Raw genomic sequence first — 19648 nt, forward strand, 5'->3', positions numbered from 1 at the left:
ATTGACAGAGGAACGCTGTAATCCGCCTTGAAAGCTTTCAGTTCCAGTGCTTGCAAAAAAGCGAGAAAGAGGGAGGAAATGAGCCTTTCTTTTCCTGTTTTTCCGTTATTCCTGCCTGGGGCTGCTTTTTCAAAAAAGACCTCTATCCACAACATGTGGTATAGTTTAAAAGTTAACGCACACCATATATTGTTACAAAAGCATGAAATTTAGCTGGTATGCGGATTTTTTCGGCTGTTTGTTATTGACAAGAGGAGCTTCCGCCGGACAAGCAGGCTGCGGCTGCCCGGCCGCCGGAAGCATGACCTATTATATCCTGGGAGGTTTTGCTATTGAGTACAGTGGAACACAACAAGCGTCTAGAGGGTCTGAGCGAGAAAATATTCCTGGACCGTTATGCCTGGAAGGACGCGGACAGCAATAATGCCAAGGTAGGCGATGTAGTACTTGTCCTGACGAAGGATGATCCGAAGTTCCCAACCAAGGAGGTTGGCGAGATTGTAGAGCGTACAGGCCGGATGGTTACGGTAAAAACCCGCAGTGGCGAGCTGGTGCAGTCGGATGTGGAAAAGCTGACGCTGAACATTGAGAAGACGCCGGAGGAGATGTGGGACCGTCTTGCGGCAGCGATGGCTTCCGTGGAGAAGACACCCGGGCTTCAGGAAGAATGGACAGGCAAATTCCGCTCGATTCTGGATGACTGGAAGCTGGTTCCCGGCGGACGGATTGCGGCTGGGGCCGGAGCCAGCGAGGAGCTTACACTGTTCAACTGCTATGTGATTCCTTCTCCCAAAGACAGCCGGGGCGGCATCATGGAGACACTCTCCGAGATGACCGAGATTATGGCCCGCGGCGGCGGGGTAGGCATCAATCTGTCCTCGCTGCGCCCGCGCCGTGCCATTGTCAGAGGGGTGAACGGTTCCTCCAGCGGCTCCGTGTCCTGGGGCGGCCTGTTCAGCTATACAACCGGACTGATTGAACAAGGCGGCAGCCGCCGCGGCGCGCTGATGCTAATGATCAACGACTGGCACCCGGATGTGCTGGACTTCATTACCGTGAAGCAGACGATGGGCCAGGTGACGAACGCCAACCTGTCGGTATGCGTAAGTAATAGCTTCATGAAGGCCGTCAAGGAGGATCTGGACTGGGAGCTGGTCTTCCCGGATACGACCGACCCGGATTACGACACCCTCTGGGACGGCGATCTGGATAAATGGAAGGCCGACAACCGCCGTGTCATCCCTTACCGCACCGTCAGAGCACGCGATGTCTGGCATACGATTATCGAATCGGCCTGGAAGTCCGCAGAACCGGGCGTTGTTTTCATGGAATATTATAATCAGATGTCGAATAGCTGGTATTTCAATCCAATCATTTGTACCAATCCGTGCTTCCACCCGGACACCCGGATTGCAACGGAATACGGTCTCTTAACCATTGAAGAGCTGTATAAGAAGGTCGGAACGGAATCCTTCCTGGTGGGAACCGATTCGAGACTGGTGGAGCAGGCCAAAGTGGTTGGCGGAAGAAGCTATGAAGTTCCAGGTCTACAGATGAGACGGGCGACAGTGTTCCCAACCGGCACCAGAGAAACCTTGAAGATCTCGCTGCAAAATGGGGTGGAGCTGTCCGTAACGCCTGAACACCGCTTATTTACTGACTCCGGCTGGAAAGAGGCTCAGACTCTGAGTGCAGACGATTGCGTTTATTTGCAGTCTGGTGAAGGTGCTTTTGCGGCTGAGGATACGCTTGGTGAGGGGTGGGTCAATGAACAACTTGAGGAACTCGGAGTGAAGGCAGTTAGAGCCGCTGAAAAAGAGGTTCCGGCTGCGCTGTATACAGCTTCACGTGCGACGGTTGTGGCATTCCTGCAAGGATTATTCTCTGCAGACGGAACGGTATATGAGAATGATGAGATGCACCGTACGGTCAGATTGACCTCAGCTTCCAAAAAACTTCTTCAAGGCGTTCAATTGCTGCTGCTTAATTTCGGAATTAACAGTTCCATCTATAACCGTCAGAAGAAGAATCAAGCTGTATTTACGTATACGACCATAGCAGGCGAGGAACGGAGCTATGAAGGCAGCGGATTCTATGAGCTGATCTTAAGCGGCAACAACATCCTGGAGTTCAAGAATAAGATCGGCTTCAAGCTGATTACCAGAAAACAAGAAGCACTGGAGCGGATTGCCCGGCCTTCCCGCAAAAATGAAAAGTTTATCTCCAAAGTCGTTGGTATCGAAGCAGGCGAGGTTGTGACGGTATACGATATTACTGAGCCTGTTACGCACTCGCTGATCGCTGGTGGTGTTGTTGCCCATAACTGCGGGGAACAAGGCCTTCCCGGCTGGGGCGTGTGCAACCTGTCCGCCGTCAATCTCTCCAAGTTCTACGATGCCGAGAAGCATGATGTGGACTGGGCAGATCTGGCGACAACGACCCGTTATTCCGTGCGTTTCCTGGATAATGTCATCGACAAGACACCATATCATTTCCCGGAAAATGAAGCCAACCAGAAGCTCGAACGCCGCGTAGGTCTCGGCACCATGGGTCTGGCTGAGCTGATGATCAAGCTGAATATCCGTTATGGCAGCCCGGAATCGCTGGAGTTCCTTGACAAGCTCTACGGCTTCATGGCCCGCGAGGCGTATCTGGCTTCCGCCGAGATTGCCGGCGAGAAGGGGGCGTTCCAGGCGTTTGACACCGATAAATATCTGCAGAGCGGCTTCATGCGGAATATTACCGAGGTTTACCCGGAGGTCGGCGAGTCGATCCGCAAGCATGGCATGCGCAATGTTACTGTAATTACCCAGGCCCCTACAGGCAGCACAGGGACTATGGTGGGTACATCTACAGGCATTGAGCCGTATTTCGCCTTCAAATATTTCCGCCAGAGCCGTCTTGGATACGATGAGCAGTTCGTACCTATCGCCCAGGAATGGCTGGAAGCTCATCCGGGAGAAGAACTGCCGGACTACTTCGTCACATCAATGGATTTGTCCGCTAAGGATCATATCCGTGCACAGGCCGCTATTCAACGCTGGGTGGACAGTTCTATCTCCAAGACTGCGAACTGCCCGTCTGACTTCACCGTGGAAGAGACCGCCGAACTGTATGAAATGGCCTTCGATCTGGGCTGCAAAGGCGTAACCATCTACCGTGATGGCAGCCGTGATGTACAGGTGCTGGAGACGAAGAAGAAGGAGGACAAGAAGGACGAACCGGCAACGGCTGCCAAGCCTGAGGTGATTAAGGAAACGGAAGCCGCTCCGTCAGCTCCGACAACTGTAGCCGCAGCGCCTGCCCACCAGGCAGCGGCCAGCGGAGTAGACAAGCAATACAAGAAACGTCCGCAGGTGCTGCGCGGCGCGACCTATAAGATCAACACGCCGTTCGGCATGGCGTATATCACGATCAACGATCTTGATGGTATCCCGGCCGAGATTTTCCTGAATGTCGGCAAGGCTGGCTCTGACGTCTTCGCCATGGCGGAAGCCCTGGGCCGCGTCTGCTCGCTGTTCCTGCGCTACGGCGATCACGGCGAGAAGGTCGGCCTGCTGATCAAGCACCTCAAGGGCATCGGCGGCTCCGGCGCCATCGGTTTCGGTGCGAACCGCGTCGAGTCCATCGCCGACGCCGTAGCCAAAGCCCTGGAGACCCATGTGCTGAACAACGCCCATGATGACCATATCCCGGCACCCATCGCGGCCACACTGGAGCTTGATTTCAACGAGGCGCTGAACGCCGAGCTGAAATCCACGGTTCCTGCCGCATCCGCCGATGACGGCCACGGTAGCCACGGCTCGCACAGCCACGCTACCGCTTCACGGGATCTTTGCCCTTCCTGCGGCAGCGCCTCGCTGATTAATATTGAGGGCTGTAAAACTTGCGGGAATTGTGGGTATAGCCGGTGTGGGTAAAGGTGGAATTGAATTCCATAATTAATTAGTGTGATGTGCCACCAAAAACGGGATATCGCCATAAAAAACGGGACGGAATGCCACCAAAAACGAGATATCCACAGGAAAATACCTTATATATGGAAATAAATGTTTAAATACAGCCCTGTTTTACACTAAAATCGGCTATTTCAGACCAATCTTAAGAAATCCGTTTTTCCTTATGCAATTACCAACATTGTGAGAGGGATTTTAATGCGTAATCGTAACAAGGATGGACGTTATCGTAAGAAGTGTGACGATACTAAGATTGAAACAATTGAAAAGACGTACAGGTTAGATTTAGATGTTCGTGGAGATATGGAGTTAGGCACATATCGAAAACTCAACGCCGCATTGAAAAAGAATGTCAGAAATAATCTGATGATATTTTCACACACTGATCTGTAGGAAGTAAGCTCAAATAGGCGTCAGGTAGTACTCCACACCATGAATACGGCAGCATAGGTTTTGTGCTGCCGTATTTTTTATTACCGCGTGCCCAGCTAAGCACGCATCGTCTAGCCGGTGAAAGCCCGGTTGTGGGAGGGGCCAAGCCCCCGTGTAGCTAGGATTCTTACGTAGGGTGAAAGCCGTATGTAAAAGCGAATCGACAAAAGTACCTGTCAGAGACAGGGCGAGCAAACTGCCAGGCCGTAACATGAAGTGAATCCTGCCGCGTTGTCAAAAAGGCCTCGCAAGAGGGAAGAGAGGAAGCCGAGCCTCGGGAAATTGGGCGAAGGCCATGGAAGCTGTCAAGAACTTGGAGCGACAGTGAAGAATCCTCCAGCGTAAAGGGATCGGCATGGTAGTAAAGAGGATGCAGTGAACTGGGGAGACCCTCCCCCACACGGGAGAATTTTTTTAGGAACCCGTAAAGAGGCGCTCTATAAGTCCAAAAGACGAAATGAACCGTCTGTGGGAAGGGAGTCCGAGGGGTTCGTAGTACCAAGGAACCTAAGGACAACATACCTTAGGGAGGGAAGGAGCCCTGCTTTGTTTATGCTTTTGGAGGAGGTACGAGTGAGTGAATGCCAAACGGCTAACAACACCCAAGGAAAAAGTTCAAGAACTCCAAGAAAAGCTAGGTCATGCGGCCAAGGAGAACAACAAGCGTAAATTCCATGCCCTGTACGACAAAGTCTACCGGTAGGATGTGCTGTGCGAAGCCTGGAAACGGGTGAGAGCGAACAAAGGAGCTGCGGGAGTGGATGCCGTGACGCTCGCAGAAATTGAAGAACAAGGGGAAACAAGTTTCCTCAAGGAATGCGAACGAGAACTGAAGGAAGGCCATTACCACCCGCAGCCCGTACGGCGGCACTACATTTCCAAGAAAGATGGGAAGCCAAGACCGCTAGGCATCCCCACTGTGCGCGACCGAGTGATGCAGATGGCAACCAAACTCGTGATTGAACCCATCTTTGAAGCAGATTTTAAAGAAGTCTCCTTCGGATTTCATCCGAAACGAAGTGCGAAAGGAGCGTTGGATCGAATCCGGAAAGCCTGCAACCGGAAAGGAAATTGGGTAGTCGACGTCGATATCCAAGGCTACTTCGACCATATTAATCAAGAGAAGCTCATGAAACTGGTACAGATGCGTATCAATGACAGGCGGATCTTGAAGCTCATACGGAAGTGGCTTCATGCGGGAGTGATGGAAGAAGGAAACGTACGGCGCTCCGATTTAGGGACACCGCAAGGTGGGGGCATCTCCCCGCTTTTGGCAAATATCTACCTGAACTATTTTGACCAGTTATGGGAGAAACACGGAAGTAGGCTGGGAGAACTGACAAGGTATGCGGACGACTGTGCGCCACGAATGTGCGGCGCGTAAGAGCCAAGCAATGCTGAACAAGAGATGAGGGAGGGCCCCTCGGAGCCGCTGTGCAGGCGGAGGCTTCAAACCACCTTAAGCTGCTACGGTCAAAAGCCGTGGTGGTGAGCGTTAAGGAAAAGGCAGAGCGAGACTCTGTCAGGTGAGTGCTATGGAGACGAACACAAGTCAATGGCTGATAAAGTGTCGAAAGCGTAGGGACGTCATCAAAACCGGGAGGGAGTCGTTGGCCCGGGATAAGTCTGGAGGAAACCTGTTTACTGTCCAGATGGTGGCCGGCATGAAGGCGGCGTGAACTTAGCACAGGCTCTTGTTCGGAACGTGGGAACCTACGACTCCGATGACAATGGAAAAATCCAAGCGGAAATCCCGCAAGGGTGAAAGTACAGATGCGGAGTATAGGGGCGGAATAGCCCGTAGTAGCGATGAACCTACTGAAAAGGTGGCGGAGCGAAGGGGCTGTGTTATCCTGTTTTGAAAATACGTCAACCGCGAAAGTGGGAGGAACAAATGGACAAAACAAAGCCGTATGAAATCTCAAGGCATGCCGTCTGGGAAGCGTACAAGCTGGTCAAAGCGAACCAAGGAGCGGCCGGAGTCGATGAACAGTCGATACAGAAGTTCGAAGAAAACCTGAAAGACAATCTCTATAAAATCTGGAATCGGATGTCCTCAGGAAGCTATTTCCCACCGCCAGTTAAAGCGGTAGAAATACCGAAGAAAAACGGCGGTGTAAGGATATTGGGAATCCCAACGGTATCGGATCGAATCGCGCAAATGACAGTCAAACTGTACGTTGAACCGTTAGTGGAACCTATTTTCCACCCGGATTCGTATGGGTACAGACCAGCGAAATCCGCGATTGATGCGGTTCGAGTGACGCGAACGCGATGTTGGAAATATGACTGGGTGCTGGAATTTGACATCAAAGGTCTGTTCGACAATATCGACCATGAGTTGCTGATGAAAGCGGTGAAGAAACATACGGACTGCGCGTGGGTGGCTCTCTACATCGATAGATGGTTAACGGCTCCCTTCCAAATGAAGGACGGGAGCAAGAAAGAGAGAACCTCCGGCACACCCCAGGGAGGTGTCATCAGTCCGGTACTTGCGAATCTGTTCATGCACTACACGTTCGATATCTGGATGACAAAAAAGCATCCCCAAAATCCGTGGGCAAGATATGCGGACGATGCAGTGATTCACTGTCAAACGAAAGAAGAGGCTGAACAACTGCTAGAGCGGCTCAAGGAACGGTTCAAAGATTGCAAACTCGAACTGCATCCGGATAAAACGCGGATTGTCTATTGCAAAGATGATGACCGGAAAGGCGATCATACAGAGATCAAGTTCGATTTCTTGGGATACACCTTTCGACCAAGACGATCAAAGAACCGGTTCGGGAAATATTTCATCAACTTTACGCCAGCCGTAAGCAACAAGGCGAGCAAAGCGATGAGACAGACGATTAGAGGATGGCGGATGCACCTGAAACCGGATCTGGATATTGAGGATTTATCAAAAATGTTCAATGCTTCCGTCAGGGGTTGGATCAACTACTATGGCCACTTTTATAAGTCGCAACTCTACCCCGTATTATGCCATATGAACGATGCGCTTGTGATGTGGGCTCGGAAATACAAGAAGCTCGAGCGACACAAGACCAAAGCCATTCGATGGTTGGGGCAACTGGCGAGGAACATTCCCAAACTGTTTGCACATTGGAGATTGGGCATACTGCCCTCGGCTGGATAATGGGAGCCGGATGAGCCGAAAGGTTCACGTCCGGTTCTGAGAGGGCCTGAGGGTGCGATTCCCTCGGGCTACTCACCTCGTCGTGGTCTGTAAAACCAAGAAGGATGCCGAACATGCGTATGAACTCATCCGCAGAATTATGGAACGTCTAGAGCTTACGCTACATCCAACCAAAACCCGCATTGTAGGCCTGTGGACAGGAGAAGAGGGATTCGACTTCTTAGGAATGCACCACCGAAAAACGAAAGCAGAAACTTCTCAAGGGAAGGTGTACTATACCACACAACAGTGGCTAACGAAGAAGGCAGAGGAACGTATCCGAGGCGTGGTCAAAGAAAGATTAGCACCGCCCGGCATGCGCTGGAAATCGTTCGTGGAACACGTGGAATGGCTCAATCCCAAGATTCAAGGATGGAGAAATTATTACTACACGAACTACAGCCAAAAGAGGTTAGCAAAGCTGGATTGGTATATTCTGCAGCGATTAACCCGGTAGTACACGAAGAAGAGACAACGAGGAAGATGGATGAAATCCCGGTCAGAAGTTAGATATTTGAACATCCAATATGGACTAAAAACGCTATTGTAATCTGCATGCCCATGAATGACAAACATCGGAAAGCCGTATGAGGGAAAAACTCACGTACGGTTTGATGAGGAGGGGCTGAATTTGTTCAGCCCTTTACTCTAGTCCGTTATGACATATATACATTCAAGGAGTGAGATTATGCGGATTAAGGAACTCAAAATAAGCAATTTCAGAAATTTCGATGAAGAAATTACAATCGTTCCGAAAGTAGTAAATGGGATGGATATGGTCGTCCTAGTAGGTGGAAATAACGCAGGAAAAACAAGTATCTTAACGATCCTGCATTATCTTTTCAATCCTGAACGGTCCATTCGGACTCTAGAATTTCAAGAGACCGATTTCTATAATATAGATGAACCAATTACCGTTTCAAAATGAGGTGAAACTGGTGGGGAATTTACACTTCTGAGAATAAAATTTTTTATCCTATTTGTTCGAAAATGTTGAGTACAGATGAAGATGTTAAAATCTGTCTTCCCCAGCGCGTTTTGATAGAATGATGCATCTCCGTTTCTGAGTAACTTTAAGTAGGGCGTACCCATACTTTCGATTTTACTATGAAGTTCTTCTTCCATATTATTAATAAACACCTCAATGCGCTCATTCACTTCTTCCGAAGCTATCCCTTTCTGCTCAAGAAATCGTTTTAAATCAAAAATCTTATTGAACTGCGTAATCCAATTTATTCAGGCCCAAAACCATCTATGAATAATTTTGTTATCATCTCAATATCAAGTGAAGTAAGTTCATCTAAACGGTAAAAGTCACGGATGTTTGCAACATCTCTAGCGCTGACAGGGAAAATCTTATTTTTCCGTAAACAATAAAGTTTTTGATTTTCATCTTCCCACGCAGTCAAATAATGCCGCCAAATGTAATGTTGTTTTCGCTTTTTTTCTTCCATATGATCACCTTTTTCAGTGGATATAACTTATCTTTTACATTGTTCACTTCCATATTATAACATTTAATTGATGTGATAAATCTGCTGCGATAATAATGTTATGTTGATGATTTTATATTTTCGCTGTAATCAAATACTGTTTGAGTCACCTCATTGAAAAGCTCTATAATCAATTTACAAGAAGACTCTAGTGTCTCTTTAGTAATTCGCTCATCATGTTCTTTTCCTTTTTTAAAAGCAGGAAAGCTAAATGATTGTTTTCCAGTTATAAAACTAAGTTCACTGATTGGAAGTATATGTTTTCTATGCTTGTTCATATTATTTATGTCTCCAATATAAACGTAGATATCTTCTAGTTTCTCATTTATCTTATCCATAATATTTTTCATAGAATTATCAGATTCTATTTTTTCTTTGATTTTATGAAAGTACAAATTGTTGGGAAGAGAATCTTGAGGAAATAAAGCTTTATGCAAAAAATGTGCGTAAGTATCGAAGAAGCTATGTACCGTGCCGAAAAAATCCAATGTAATCTTACTCATAAAAATTTCCGCAGGTTGCTCCGCATAATAATAATCTATTCTTAATAAACTTGATGGCAACTCAAAAGGCTTTCCTTTTTCGAATTCCTTCAACCAGTTTTCATTTTTTTTATTTAGTTCGTTTTGAATATAATAATAAGAGTTTAAATTCAAAATTGAAAAATACACTTTCTCCTGTGCAGTCTTTAAGTAATCGATTGCTTCAATATTCCATTTTTGTTTCCACTTATCTAAGACTTTAAGAGAAAAGCTGAATTGTTCGCTCAAAATATATCACCTTCCAGTAAAGAATTGGTTGTAGCTATTCCTCTATCGTCATCAAAATCCACTTGTCACACGTTTCAACTTTGGTAAGAAATCTTTGTTTTATTTAATCCTGATATAATCATTCGAACTACTCAATATGTATTGTTGACAAAAATATAATGGATAATAACTTGTTTGCTCTGAAAAGTCTTTTCATAGATGGGTGATCGTAAAGTATATACAAGAAATGGTGAACTAAGAGATGAGGGGATGAATAACGTTTAATCACAATAGAAGCAGAACTGAAAACAGAGCAATATTATTAATAATCACTTGGTAGACATATGAATGGGGAATTATTTATGTTGAAAATAATTAATGGTTACAGTACCACAGCAATTAACTAAGCACAGCAATAATTTACGTCCAAACGTTTTTAACGTTTGGACGTAAATTCTTTAATAGGAAAGAAGAAACGACGACCAAGGCATAATTAACCGAGCTTAAGTTGCCGCTATTTATTTATATATATCCATACAAAATAACAGCCGTTTGGCTTCAGAAGGCAGGTTGAGCGATATGAGTTGTTCGTATATCGCTTGAATGATTTTGGTATCATTTACACCTTGAGATTGACAGTCACGAATAAATCCGAAAAAACCTGTTGGCTCCGATTTAGCAATATAGAGCTGCAACAGTTTAACCATCGTAATGGGTATCTCCTTCAGGTGCCACGGATGAGGAGTTGCTTTATAAAAGAATTTATCTCGTGCTGTAACCCCCAATCCATCAATAGTGTTTAAAATTAATTCATTCTGTCTTATCGTTCGTGCCTCTTGTATGTATTCATACCCGTCAAGAATGGGCTGGAATCCGAAGTGCTGCATAGCATTCTCACGTACCTCGTTCTTCTGCTGGTACCATTTCTTTTTATCAAAATACTCATTATCTTCCTCGTTGTGATCTTGCTCTTCCAAATAATCTATATATTCTTCTTTGGATTCAAACTCGTTCAGTAGAAGATCTTCATGACCAGAAAAATGAAGAGTGAAAAAATCTCTGATATTTTTAGCAACTATTTTAATACAGTTCCCAAAATCCATCGGGTCGACGCGAACAATAGGCGCCAAACTTAAATCAGTTACGGAACTGAAGTCTGTCAAGAAAGAAAAGTGAATGCCGTCCATACCTGTACGTGCAAACATGATCGAGTCGATTGGGGAGGTTCTATACCCACCATTATCATTTGGATCGAATTGTAGAAAATAACCTGTAGGTGTCTCCAAGTAAGAAATGCTTTGTTTCATTACCTTCTCCCAGGCTATGATCTCTTCTAGCAAGGGCGTTATGCCAGTGGAATGAAGCATTATTCTGTACACCTCTAACTTTTTAATATTTATTATTACAGTCAACTGATACACAACTATAGCTTATCGGCGATTTAAAGTGCCTCCGAACGTACAGATTATCCGTAAGGATGTTCTTCAATAACGGAAGTGGACCTGATTAGTTGGGGAAACGAGGTGAATAAGACTAAAATCTTACTCGCCTCATTGCTATGAATCTAATGTAGCCGCATATCTTGGTATCGCGGGTGGTTACAATGTACACAAAATGAACCCTCTTTTAAAATGGTAAATGGTCTTCCGTCTCAGTTTCTTTATCGTCTTCATAATATTGTTGGGAAACTAATATTGCCTCAAAACCGCCGATGCTGAAATCAATTGATTTTTTTTGAATGATGTAATTATGCTCTTCAAATGTTACTGTACATTTAATATTAATCCAACCGTTATAATAATCTCCTGATTGTGACGATCGATATAATAATCAGAGAAAGCACTTTCCGATATTTGAACAATAATCTTTGTACTAAAATAGCCTACGATAATGACTGTAGAATCTGCTTCATCTATGTTGAAAGACTCTATGTCAATGTCATAATCTAAATATTCTAAAATTTCAACATCCGATAACGGATTATCCAAATAATCCTGTAAGTCACCACTATGAATGAGGTAGCTAGTAAGAGCCAAACGATCATCCAAAACTACATCCCAACCGCCACCAAGTTCAATGCATTGAGAAGTGAATTCCTCCTGCTCCATACGGAGTTTGATCCACCGAGGATCTGTATATCCATAAAGTTGATTTACATATTGAATAAACATTGATAAGTTCAACATGATAAATGAATTTTTGCTATATTCTCCAAACTCATTAAGTAATTCTTTGCGTGGTTCAATAGGCTTTTTGTCATCATCGAGAGCCCACCAGTCTTCCTTTGCGTCGTTAGTAATAAAAATAACCGATTTTTCCGATGATCCTGCATGATGAAGAATTTGTTTCCAAATCAGCAGATCTCCATATTTTTCTAAACTCATTTCGTCAGGTGAAGGGGGGGCCGACCCTGTCGGATATTTCAATGACCTTTAAAAATTGTGTTGTTTTGTCAGTTTCCAGCATTAACTTATTCTTTTGAATTTCAGCCTGAATTTCTGTTTGATAGTTAGCTGCTTCTTCATCGACTTCGGATAATTTTGCTAGAATCAAAGCATTTAGTTCATTGATTTTGGGGTAATTATTGCCTTTATATTGGATAAACTGTTTTTCTAGAGAGTTTCGGGCATTTACAGTAGTTTGCTTTATTTGTTTGGTAACCTCGCTATACTTTTCTTCCGCCGTTTTTTTTACGTGGCGGTAATTTTTCATATATTCTTCTTTAACCTGGGCGGGAATCCATACAGATTTTTGGATGCCTCTGAGGATAGTTAAAATAGCTTCCTGATCGGAAGTGGACTTCCTGTGTATTTCAAGAAAACAGTTTGTATCTAAAATCACATCTGGGGAGTCTGACCACATGTCTTCAAACTGTTCATATGATACATCAATCGTCATTTATATTTCTCCTCTATGTCGAATGTTATTCCTTCATTGTAATAAGGATGGTGGCGGTAGCGACTTAAGTACCTTCTACCAATTCAAGAATGAAAGGCCTCTCGCTTTCATTCTCTATCTTTAAGTAAGAACGGTTTAATTCATTTTAAAAAAGCATTCAGCCCCATTTATGAGAATAATTTAATAGTCACATAGTACAGTGAATTGATGGGATCAAAAAGGATCTCTGAGACAACTTCAGCATCCAATACTCGTGTAGGTTTAATGCCTGGATATGTTTTTTGATGAAATCATTATAGTTACCCCAAAAAAGCATCATGAATAGGCGATGAGAGGGCATCTCTTTTACTTTTTTAGTTCCATAGCATACTGGTTTTTCGTGAGCTTGAAGCTCCGTTCAATAACACAATGAGAGCTTTCTTCAAACGAATCCCCATCAAATAATATTTGCTTCTACACCTACAACGTCAGCAGCCACCTTATTTATCAACGAAGAATCAATTTTTGAAATCTCATGCAAATATGCTTTGTTAAACCTTGGATTATAGATACCTAATTTCTTCACATCATAAAACTCACTATGTATTGAACGAATACCTAAAATGTAATACATCAATAATTGCAAAGTATGTCCAGTCGTTGGCTTATTTTTTGAGACCTTGAAATCCCATAGGGTATCTTCGGTGAGAAAGTCTCCATCGCCTGGTGTGTACCCAAATTTAAAAGTGAAGCCTTCTTTGATGATTCGCCCATATTGTTCGAAAAAGGCAAGACTACGATATACCATGGTGCGAATATTGAAAACTGTTTTTTCGTCTGCATGAATATCATCCACATTCTTATATCCAATAATCCCCACTCTAGCGCATACATCATACCCCACAAGTTTGCATGCAGATCTTATTGATAAATCATCCAATCCCCGCACTCTAGACAGTAAGAAATCAGCATCTTCTTTTTCGTCAATAATTGATGCACCAAATAGTGAAATATCAAATGCCTGGTCCGCAGGAGTCCCCATTGTATAACGAGTCAAATAATCAACTGCTGTTCCGACTAAAACCGCATTAATGTTCTCTTCAGGGTAGAGTTCAATCCCGTCATCAAATATTATTTCATCAAAATCTTTTGGTTTCAGGTAGCCTCCATAAGGCTGCTTAATTTGTGCAATCCTTTGTGTGACTGATGTCATGAGACGCACTCCTTAGTCCATTTTTTTGCTTCCCATTATATAGTAAACTAACATTAACACATATTGGAAGTGTTTTTCCCATTTACTCAACGAAGGTTCAGTATTTCTATAACTTAATTCAAAGGTAGTGCTTTTCATTATATAGAGGATGGAGTATGTCGTAATGTACTATTTAAAGTCGAAGGTCGACGGTTACACTAAAAACCTGATTATTTGTACACCACTTCAGCAAGAGCAACCTACGACATTCCAAGAAGATTCACAAAATTCATAATAGCGACGCTAGCTTTTTTAATCTTTCTGAGCAAGGGCCTTAAAATCTTCTTTTGTTTTAACGTCAACGCTTTCAAGAAAGACATACTACTCTGGACTAGAATCACTCCTATTTGGTAGGGAAATGACTTAGTGGTCTTGTAGGTTTCAATCTCGTGAACGCTCCAGCTATTTAGGACAGCGTATTCCAAGAATCTTTGGACAGTATGCGATAGCGGAAACTGAAAAGTGCTAAGTAAGTCAGAAAAGCAAAAAAAAATTTGGGTGTGTCAAAATACGACAGCATCTATCAAAAATGAAATGTTATATTGAGTCTATAAAACATTATGGAAATATATTTTAATATATTCCAATGAAATGGAAGTGATGCTCTGAGATTAAGATGGAAATCTGTCGTAATTTCAATTTTGATTGAGGCATAGAAGTAATAATTACTTCCTTGGTAATCAACTCACAATATCCGTAAACCTATTAAATTTGAGAGGTTAGAAATGAAGAGCAAAAAAAGAGTAATAATTCTTCCTGTGTTAGCCATTATTGTTGTATTGGCTGGACTGTTTTTTTTAAAAGGAATAAGTTCAGCTCAAAAAGGAGATATTGAGGCACTCCCAGCGCTTATGGATGCTAAGGGTAAGATTGAACTCTCAGTTGGGGATTTTAAATTGGAGAAGCAGCCAACTTTAGGAAATCCTGATGCAAAAGTAAAAGTCATTGAGTTTATTGATTTCAAATGTCCTTCTTGTGCTCAATGGGATAAAGAAAACTTTCCGCGCTTTAAGCAAGAGTTTATTGATAGTGGAAAAGTGCAATTTTATGTTATTAATTTCCCGTTTCTTGGACCAGATTCAATTGAAGCAGCCTTAGCGGCTGAGTCCATTTATAATCAAAATCCAGAAAAATATTGGGAGTTCAAACGAAAATTATATTTAAATCAGGGAAACGAGAAAGGTATATGGGCTACAGAAAAGTTTTTATTGAATTTTGTTAAGAAAAATATTGAAGGTATAAACCTAGACCAATTTAAAAAAGATTTAAATAATTACACGTATTTGTTAGATGTTAAAGAAGATTTCAAAATTTCTGCTGCAAATGGAGTTTATGGGACACCTACTTTTATTGTTAATGGAGTTGCAGTAAGTGGAGATTATGAGCCATTAAAAGCAGTTATAACACAGCAATTAGAATAGAAAATTGGATACTAAAGAGGAGGAATTTAATATGTTAAGAAGTTTCTTTAATAAGAAAAAGTTTAGTGCTGTTCTTTTGAGTATCGTTTTTGTATTCATTACAGCAATCCCTTCAGCTAATGCGTATACTACAGGGACATGTGCTACATTAACAACCTGTTATACAGCGGCATTTACATCAAGCGATAGTTTTGTCCAGACTCAAGCTGTGTATCTAACACAAGGTCAAGGATATCAATTTGGGTTTTATAATAACGGAAGTGTTCACAATATGGCGCTTGGCATTTACAGATATCCAGACTACACTCTGGTTGTTGGTCCGAAGGGAATCTTATATAATGAAACAGGAAATTTAAACTTTTATGGACAAGCACCTTCAGATGGGTATTATTACGCTAGGGTACAATGTGGTGGTTCAGGCCAAGTGGGATGTTCTGGGTATGCTTGGATAGCGAAGTGATTATAAGATAGTGAAGTATTGAAAAGGACAAACCTAATGACTCCAACCAGTCTAAGGTCTGTCCTTTTCAATTTTACTTAGCTTGATTTGAACTTAGAGCAGGTATCATTGAATTAATTACCTTTATATAGTTGTCGACATTGGCATCCTCGAATTGTCTGAAGTTAATAAAGTAAATCATATCCCCTTTTATGAATCTTACATAATTAGGTATTTTATCAGGTAAGTCGTAAATATATGTGACTGCAATACCCGATACGTTTATTATCTTTTCATGCTGATTTGGAGAGAACTTTGGACCAGTTTTCGGCCTGATATTTAGCATTTGAGTTACAACAAGGACCTTCCTTAAGTTTTTATTATGGTAACTAACTGTTAAAGTTTTTGGAATCTCATCCAAGGATGTTTCAATGTCAGTTACTTTAAAAGGAATTTCTTTGGGAAGTAAGACTTTGCGATCGAATTTCTTTTCAAACAATGCGACTGTTTGATCGGAAGTCTTTCCATCAACTTTATCCAGCGATTCGTGAATCGAAGTTGAATTTGTGAAACTATTCGTATTCACGATGGAATACTGATTACTTAGCAAAGATCCGAAAATTAACGATGTACAGATTATTAAATTAGTTAAATTCAAATTGCATTCCTCCTTTTTCAATTATTATGTCAATATATTTCCTTTTTATTCTTTGCGTAGTCACTGCATTCTAAATAGTGGGCGTAAGAAAAAGCATGAGCATCTCTTGTGCTGTAGTTATGTCAGATGCTGATCTTTGCTCTCTAAAAATAAAATAAAATAAGGTTATAACTGCCGTTAATTGATAAAACAAAACGCTTCTAGCCTTTTCAATCAATTGCACCGTGAGACTATCGTCAGCACCACTCAATCCGATTAGATGAATATAAATGATTCCAACCAACCAGTGTTGTTCTCTTAAGCTCTCCGAAAGCTGACCACAGATATACGTAAAGCCACACAAGTATTACAAGTGCTAAAAGTATCCCTCGTAATGTTGTTGTTAAGATGACATAAAGCCGCTCTAATAGATGAATTAATGTCATGGTAGGTCCTGCGATCAGATAAACAATGATCCAAATAAACATAAATCTTAGCCTGATTTGTCTGACACCGGGAACCCTGACTCTTGATGTGTCGAAGGATGGCAAGACGCTGTACATTCATGCTATTGATATTAAAGATGCACAGCTGCTGGTCACGCAGATTAGAGGTACTTTCGAACGAGCGATCAGGGAGGTGACCCGTTAATGATCCCAGTTATGCTAACCGTGGCCATGATTATTCTGGCTCTGGCGATGCTGGCCTGCCTGTTCCGTCTCCTGAAAGGGCCAACCCGCTCCGACAGGGTTGCCGCACTCGATACGATCGGCATTCATGTACTCGCTATGATAACCGTCTTCAGTATGCTGCTGGATACCCAGGATTTTATAGAAGTCATTCTGGTTATCGGGATACTGACGTTTATTGGTACTACGGCACTGGCCAGATATATTGAACGGGGAGCCGTTATAGAGGATGGAGGGAACCCCAATGACAGGTGAACTGATTAGCTCTATTCTTGTGGTAATGGGTGCAGTCTTCTGCGGCTTAAGTGCCTTCGGCTTAGTCCGGCTGCCCGATGTCTATCTGCGTTCACATGCGGCTACCAAAAGTGCAACCTTCGGGGTATTGTGTTTACTGACAGGAGGTTTCCTGTACTTTTGGTTCAAAGACGGAACGGTTAATGTCAAGCTTCTGCTGGCGATTGTATTTGTATTCATCACTTCACCGGTAGCAGGTCACTTAAATGGCCGGGCTGCCTACCGTTCCGGAGTGCCCTTATGGAAGGGAAGCGTTCAGGATGACCTGAAGGTGCTGGGGGAAGAAAGCAAGGAAACGTCTGTAAAATAATAGTTAATCGCTGAATTCTTTATAGGAAGCGTGGGAACCAGGTTACATGGGGTGAATCTCGTTTATCTGTAGAGAAGGCTGTTATCGTAGCTTGTTCCAGTGGTGCTGTGCTATTGAAGCACGGCATATACAGAAGGATGCCGCGTTAAATATAACGGCTAAGGCGCGGCTGCAAGAGCTGTGTTGGAAGCTTCCCAATCATCACTTCTTATCAGAAGCCTTAAAGGCCATTAAAGCATGATCATCCAAACGGCTCGTTCTCGGTAGCATGGAGCACAAGCATGTTAGAATAGATCAATTATGGCCCTGCTTAGATCATTGTTTTGGGGCAAGGGGTCTATTAGAATTTGGGGGTAAGCAACGATGTGGATGTAAAGGAGACGGTAATATGCTTAGAATGGTCAATGTGGAGAATGGCACGGTAAAAGGCTTGCCCGCAGCCGATCCCCGGATTACGAGCTTCAAGGGAATACCGTTTGCAGCACCGCCTGTAGGGGAGAACCGCTGGCGGGCACCGCAGCCTGCCGAAGACTGGGAGGGTGTACTTCAGGCCCACGAGTTCGCACCGGTCTCCATGCAGGTCAGACAGGAGCTGGATGATAACAATATCTATACCCGTGAGTGGGCGGTGGAGCCTGACATTGCGATGAGCGAGGATTGCCTGTACCTGAACGTATGGACTCCGGCCAAACAGACGGACGAGAAGCTACCCGTCTATGTATGGTATTTCGGCGGCGGGCTGCAGGTGGGCCATCCGGCAGAGATGGAGTTCGACGGAGAACGGATTGCCCGCAGAGGGATTGTGGTGGTGACGATTAACTACCGGCTGAATATCTTCGGCTTCCTCTGCCATCCCGAGATTACCGCGGAATCACCGGAGGCGCCTGCCAACTTCGGCAACCTTGACCAGCAGGCCGCTACCCGCTGGGTGAAGCGCAACATTGCTGCGTTCGGCGGTGACCCGGACAACATCACCATCGGCGGGCAGTCAGCGGGCGGCGGCAGTGTCATGAGCCAGCTTACCTCTCCGCAGAACGAAGGATTGTTTCAGCGGGCGATTGTTGAAAGCGGTATCTTCACCGACCTGTATCCGGGAACCCTGCTGCCGCCGCTCCGGGGGATACTGCAGGAGGCAGAGCAGGATGGCATCGAGTTCTTCAAGTACCTGGGTGTATCCACACTTGCGGAAGCGCGGAAGCTGGATGCGGTCTATCTGCGGGACAAGGCAGTAGCACTTGGCGGCTTCTGGGGCACCGTTGCGGACCAGAAGTTCCAGGTGGGGAATCCGTTCGATCTGTTCGTGCAGAATAGACGCTTGAAGGTGCCGGTTATGCTCGGCCATACCTCCTCCGAGTTCTTCAGCACTCCGAAGGTGCAGTCCTACGGGGAGCTCAAGCAGCTTGCGGCGGACATGTTCGGGGAGGATGCGGAGACCTTCCTGAAGCTTAGCGGCGCAAGGCCGGATGCTGTTCAGGAAGCGGCGGAGCGGGCAGCGGTAAGCGGAATCGAATACGCCATCCGGATCGCCGGGCAGGCGAATGCGGATACCGGAAGCGAAACCCCGCTCTATTACTATAATTTCGATGCGGAGATTCCGGGATGGGATAACCCGGGCACCTTCCACTCGGTGGATCTGTGGTTCTTCTTCGAGACGCTGGCCAAGTGCTGGCGGCCGTTTGTCGGCAAGCATTATGATCTGGCCCGCCAGATGTGCAATTATACCGCCCACTTCATCCGTACCGGCGACCCGAACGGACAAGATTCGACAGGCGAAGCATTGCCGCACTGGGAGCCGTACACCCCGGAAGCACCTTACGGGATGCTGTTCGCAGACAAGGCGGAGTTCTCCAGAGAACAACCCGGCGAGATCATGAATTTTCTGGTGCAGCAGTACTTCAAGAAGACTGGCAGTCCGGTCTGA

18 protein-coding genes and 1 pseudogene are annotated in these 19648 nt (G+C 44.4%); 12 read left to right on the forward strand and 7 right to left on the reverse strand.

Annotation, left to right across the window (positions count from 1 at the left end; all coding sequences use genetic code 11):
- Positions 1–332: 332 nt before the first annotated feature.
- The 6 genes from NYE26_RS09975 (at position 333) to NYE26_RS10000 (ending at position 8494) form a co-directional block, all read left to right on the forward strand.
- Positions 333–3920, forward strand: coding sequence for an LAGLIDADG family homing endonuclease (locus NYE26_RS09975; protein ID WP_339255443.1), 3588 nt, complete (start codon positions 333–335; stop codon positions 3918–3920).
- A 1045-nt stretch (positions 3921–4965) separates the two neighbouring features.
- Entirely contained in the window at positions 4966–5091 is a 126-nt protein-coding gene (locus tag NYE26_RS09980; protein ID WP_339255445.1) for a hypothetical protein, read from the forward strand.
- A 3-nt stretch (positions 5092–5094) separates the two neighbouring features.
- Positions 5095–5772, forward strand: a complete 678-nt coding sequence (gene ltrA / locus NYE26_RS09985) for a group II intron reverse transcriptase/maturase (RefSeq protein ID WP_339255447.1) — start codon at positions 5095–5097, stop codon at positions 5770–5772.
- Positions 5773–6282: 510 nt separating this feature from the next.
- On the forward strand, positions 6283–7527 hold the full coding sequence (gene ltrA, locus NYE26_RS09990) for a group II intron reverse transcriptase/maturase (protein ID WP_339255449.1): 1245 nt from the start codon (positions 6283–6285) through the stop codon (positions 7525–7527).
- Between the two features lie 139 nt (positions 7528–7666).
- On the forward strand, positions 7667–8023 hold the full coding sequence (locus NYE26_RS09995; protein WP_339255451.1) for a group II intron maturase-specific domain-containing protein: 357 nt from the start codon (positions 7667–7669) through the stop codon (positions 8021–8023).
- Positions 8024–8254: 231 nt separating this feature from the next.
- Positions 8255–8494 (forward strand): AAA family ATPase, encoded by a 240-nt coding sequence (locus tag NYE26_RS10000; RefSeq protein WP_339255453.1) that lies wholly within the window; start codon positions 8255–8257, stop codon positions 8492–8494.
- Between the two features lie 304 nt (positions 8495–8798).
- On the opposite strand, the gene NYE26_RS10005 is transcribed toward NYE26_RS10000, so the two are convergent.
- From NYE26_RS10005 to NYE26_RS10030, 6 genes are all read right to left on the reverse strand, one after another.
- The gene (locus NYE26_RS10005; protein ID WP_339255455.1) at positions 8799–9020 is read right to left on the reverse strand and encodes a DUF4238 domain-containing protein; all 222 of its coding nucleotides are present in this window, start codon (positions 9018–9020) and stop codon (positions 8799–8801) included.
- Positions 9021–9118: 98 nt separating this feature from the next.
- Positions 9119–9829 (reverse strand): hypothetical protein, encoded by a 711-nt coding sequence (locus NYE26_RS10010; protein ID WP_339255457.1) that lies wholly within the window; start codon positions 9827–9829, stop codon positions 9119–9121.
- Between the two features lie 497 nt (positions 9830–10326).
- Positions 10327–11115, reverse strand: coding sequence for a hypothetical protein (locus tag NYE26_RS10015; protein WP_339255459.1), 789 nt, complete (start codon positions 11113–11115; stop codon positions 10327–10329).
- A 456-nt stretch (positions 11116–11571) separates the two neighbouring features.
- On the reverse strand, positions 11572–12192 hold the full coding sequence (locus NYE26_RS10020; protein ID WP_339255461.1) for a PIN-like domain-containing protein: 621 nt from the start codon (positions 12190–12192) through the stop codon (positions 11572–11574).
- Positions 12193–12196: 4 nt separating this feature from the next.
- Positions 12197–12706 (reverse strand): PIN-like domain-containing protein, encoded by a 510-nt coding sequence (locus tag NYE26_RS10025; RefSeq protein WP_339255463.1) that lies wholly within the window; start codon positions 12704–12706, stop codon positions 12197–12199.
- Positions 12707–13142: 436 nt separating this feature from the next.
- A complete protein-coding gene (locus NYE26_RS10030; protein WP_339255465.1) occupies positions 13143–13898 on the reverse strand; it encodes a hypothetical protein in 756 nt (251 codons plus the stop codon).
- 764 nt (positions 13899–14662) lie between these two features.
- On the opposite strand from NYE26_RS10030, the gene NYE26_RS10035 reads away from it, so the two are divergent.
- Both NYE26_RS10035 and NYE26_RS10040 read left to right on the forward strand, forming a co-directional pair.
- On the forward strand, positions 14663–15358 hold the full coding sequence (locus NYE26_RS10035) for a thioredoxin domain-containing protein (protein ID WP_339255467.1): 696 nt from the start codon (positions 14663–14665) through the stop codon (positions 15356–15358).
- A 31-nt stretch (positions 15359–15389) separates the two neighbouring features.
- Entirely contained in the window at positions 15390–15818 is a 429-nt protein-coding gene (locus tag NYE26_RS10040) for a hypothetical protein (RefSeq protein ID WP_339255469.1), read from the forward strand.
- A 73-nt stretch (positions 15819–15891) separates the two neighbouring features.
- On the opposite strand, the gene NYE26_RS10045 is transcribed toward NYE26_RS10040, so the two are convergent.
- The gene (locus NYE26_RS10045) at positions 15892–16455 is read right to left on the reverse strand and encodes a hypothetical protein (RefSeq protein ID WP_339255471.1); all 564 of its coding nucleotides are present in this window, start codon (positions 16453–16455) and stop codon (positions 15892–15894) included.
- 477 nt (positions 16456–16932) lie between these two features.
- Between NYE26_RS10045 and NYE26_RS10050 the strand changes: the two are divergent.
- The 4 genes and pseudogenes from NYE26_RS10050 to NYE26_RS10065 form a co-directional block, all read left to right on the forward strand.
- Positions 16933–17085: pseudogene (locus NYE26_RS10050) on the forward strand (Na+/H+ antiporter subunit E); the annotation flags it as partial.
- A complete protein-coding gene (locus tag NYE26_RS10055) occupies positions 17085–17378 on the forward strand; it encodes a Na(+)/H(+) antiporter subunit F1 (protein ID WP_036725027.1) in 294 nt (97 codons plus the stop codon). The pseudogene NYE26_RS10050 and the gene NYE26_RS10055, both read left to right, overlap by 1 nt.
- Entirely contained in the window at positions 17368–17727 is a 360-nt protein-coding gene (gene mnhG, locus NYE26_RS10060; protein ID WP_081751132.1) for a monovalent cation/H(+) antiporter subunit G, read from the forward strand. Before NYE26_RS10055 ends, mnhG begins: the two co-directional genes overlap by 11 nt.
- Positions 17728–18115: 388 nt before the next feature.
- Positions 18116–19648 (forward strand): carboxylesterase family protein, encoded by a 1533-nt coding sequence (locus NYE26_RS10065; RefSeq protein ID WP_339255473.1) that lies wholly within the window; start codon positions 18116–18118, stop codon positions 19646–19648.

It is taken from the genome of Paenibacillus sp. FSL P2-0136, from assembly GCF_037975325.1.
GTDB classification, from domain to species: domain Bacteria; phylum Bacillota; class Bacilli; order Paenibacillales; family Paenibacillaceae; genus Paenibacillus_AQ; species Paenibacillus_AQ silagei.

What these genes read in the sequence shown, in the direction of transcription:
- ltrA (WP_339255449.1), top strand. Translation starts at nt 6,283, where the DNA reads ATGGACAAAACAAAGCCGTATGAAATCTCAAGGCATGCCGTCTGGGAA.
- NYE26_RS09995 (WP_339255451.1), top strand. Translation starts at nt 7,667, where the DNA reads ATGGAACGTCTAGAGCTTACGCTACATCCAACCAAAACCCGCATTGTA.
- NYE26_RS10000 (WP_339255453.1), top strand. Translation starts at nt 8,255, where the DNA reads ATGCGGATTAAGGAACTCAAAATAAGCAATTTCAGAAATTTCGATGAA.
- NYE26_RS10005 (WP_339255455.1), bottom strand. Translation starts at nt 9,020, where the DNA reads ATGGAAGAAAAAAAGCGAAAACAACATTACATTTGGCGGCATTATTTG.
- NYE26_RS10015 (WP_339255459.1), bottom strand. Translation starts at nt 11,115, where the DNA reads ATGAAACAAAGCATTTCTTACTTGGAGACACCTACAGGTTATTTTCTA.
- NYE26_RS10020 (WP_339255461.1), bottom strand. Translation starts at nt 12,192, where the DNA reads ATGAGTTTAGAAAAATATGGAGATCTGCTGATTTGGAAACAAATTCTT.
- NYE26_RS10025 (WP_339255463.1), bottom strand. Translation starts at nt 12,706, where the DNA reads ATGACGATTGATGTATCATATGAACAGTTTGAAGACATGTGGTCAGAC.
- NYE26_RS10030 (WP_339255465.1), bottom strand. Translation starts at nt 13,898, where the DNA reads ATGACATCAGTCACACAAAGGATTGCACAAATTAAGCAGCCTTATGGA.
- NYE26_RS10035 (WP_339255467.1), top strand. Translation starts at nt 14,663, where the DNA reads ATGAAGAGCAAAAAAAGAGTAATAATTCTTCCTGTGTTAGCCATTATT.
- NYE26_RS10040 (WP_339255469.1), top strand. Translation starts at nt 15,390, where the DNA reads ATGTTAAGAAGTTTCTTTAATAAGAAAAAGTTTAGTGCTGTTCTTTTG.
- NYE26_RS10055 (WP_036725027.1), top strand. Translation starts at nt 17,085, where the DNA reads ATGATCCCAGTTATGCTAACCGTGGCCATGATTATTCTGGCTCTGGCG.
- mnhG (WP_081751132.1), top strand. Translation starts at nt 17,368, where the DNA reads ATGACAGGTGAACTGATTAGCTCTATTCTTGTGGTAATGGGTGCAGTC.
- NYE26_RS10065 (WP_339255473.1), top strand. Translation starts at nt 18,116, where the DNA reads ATGCTTAGAATGGTCAATGTGGAGAATGGCACGGTAAAAGGCTTGCCC.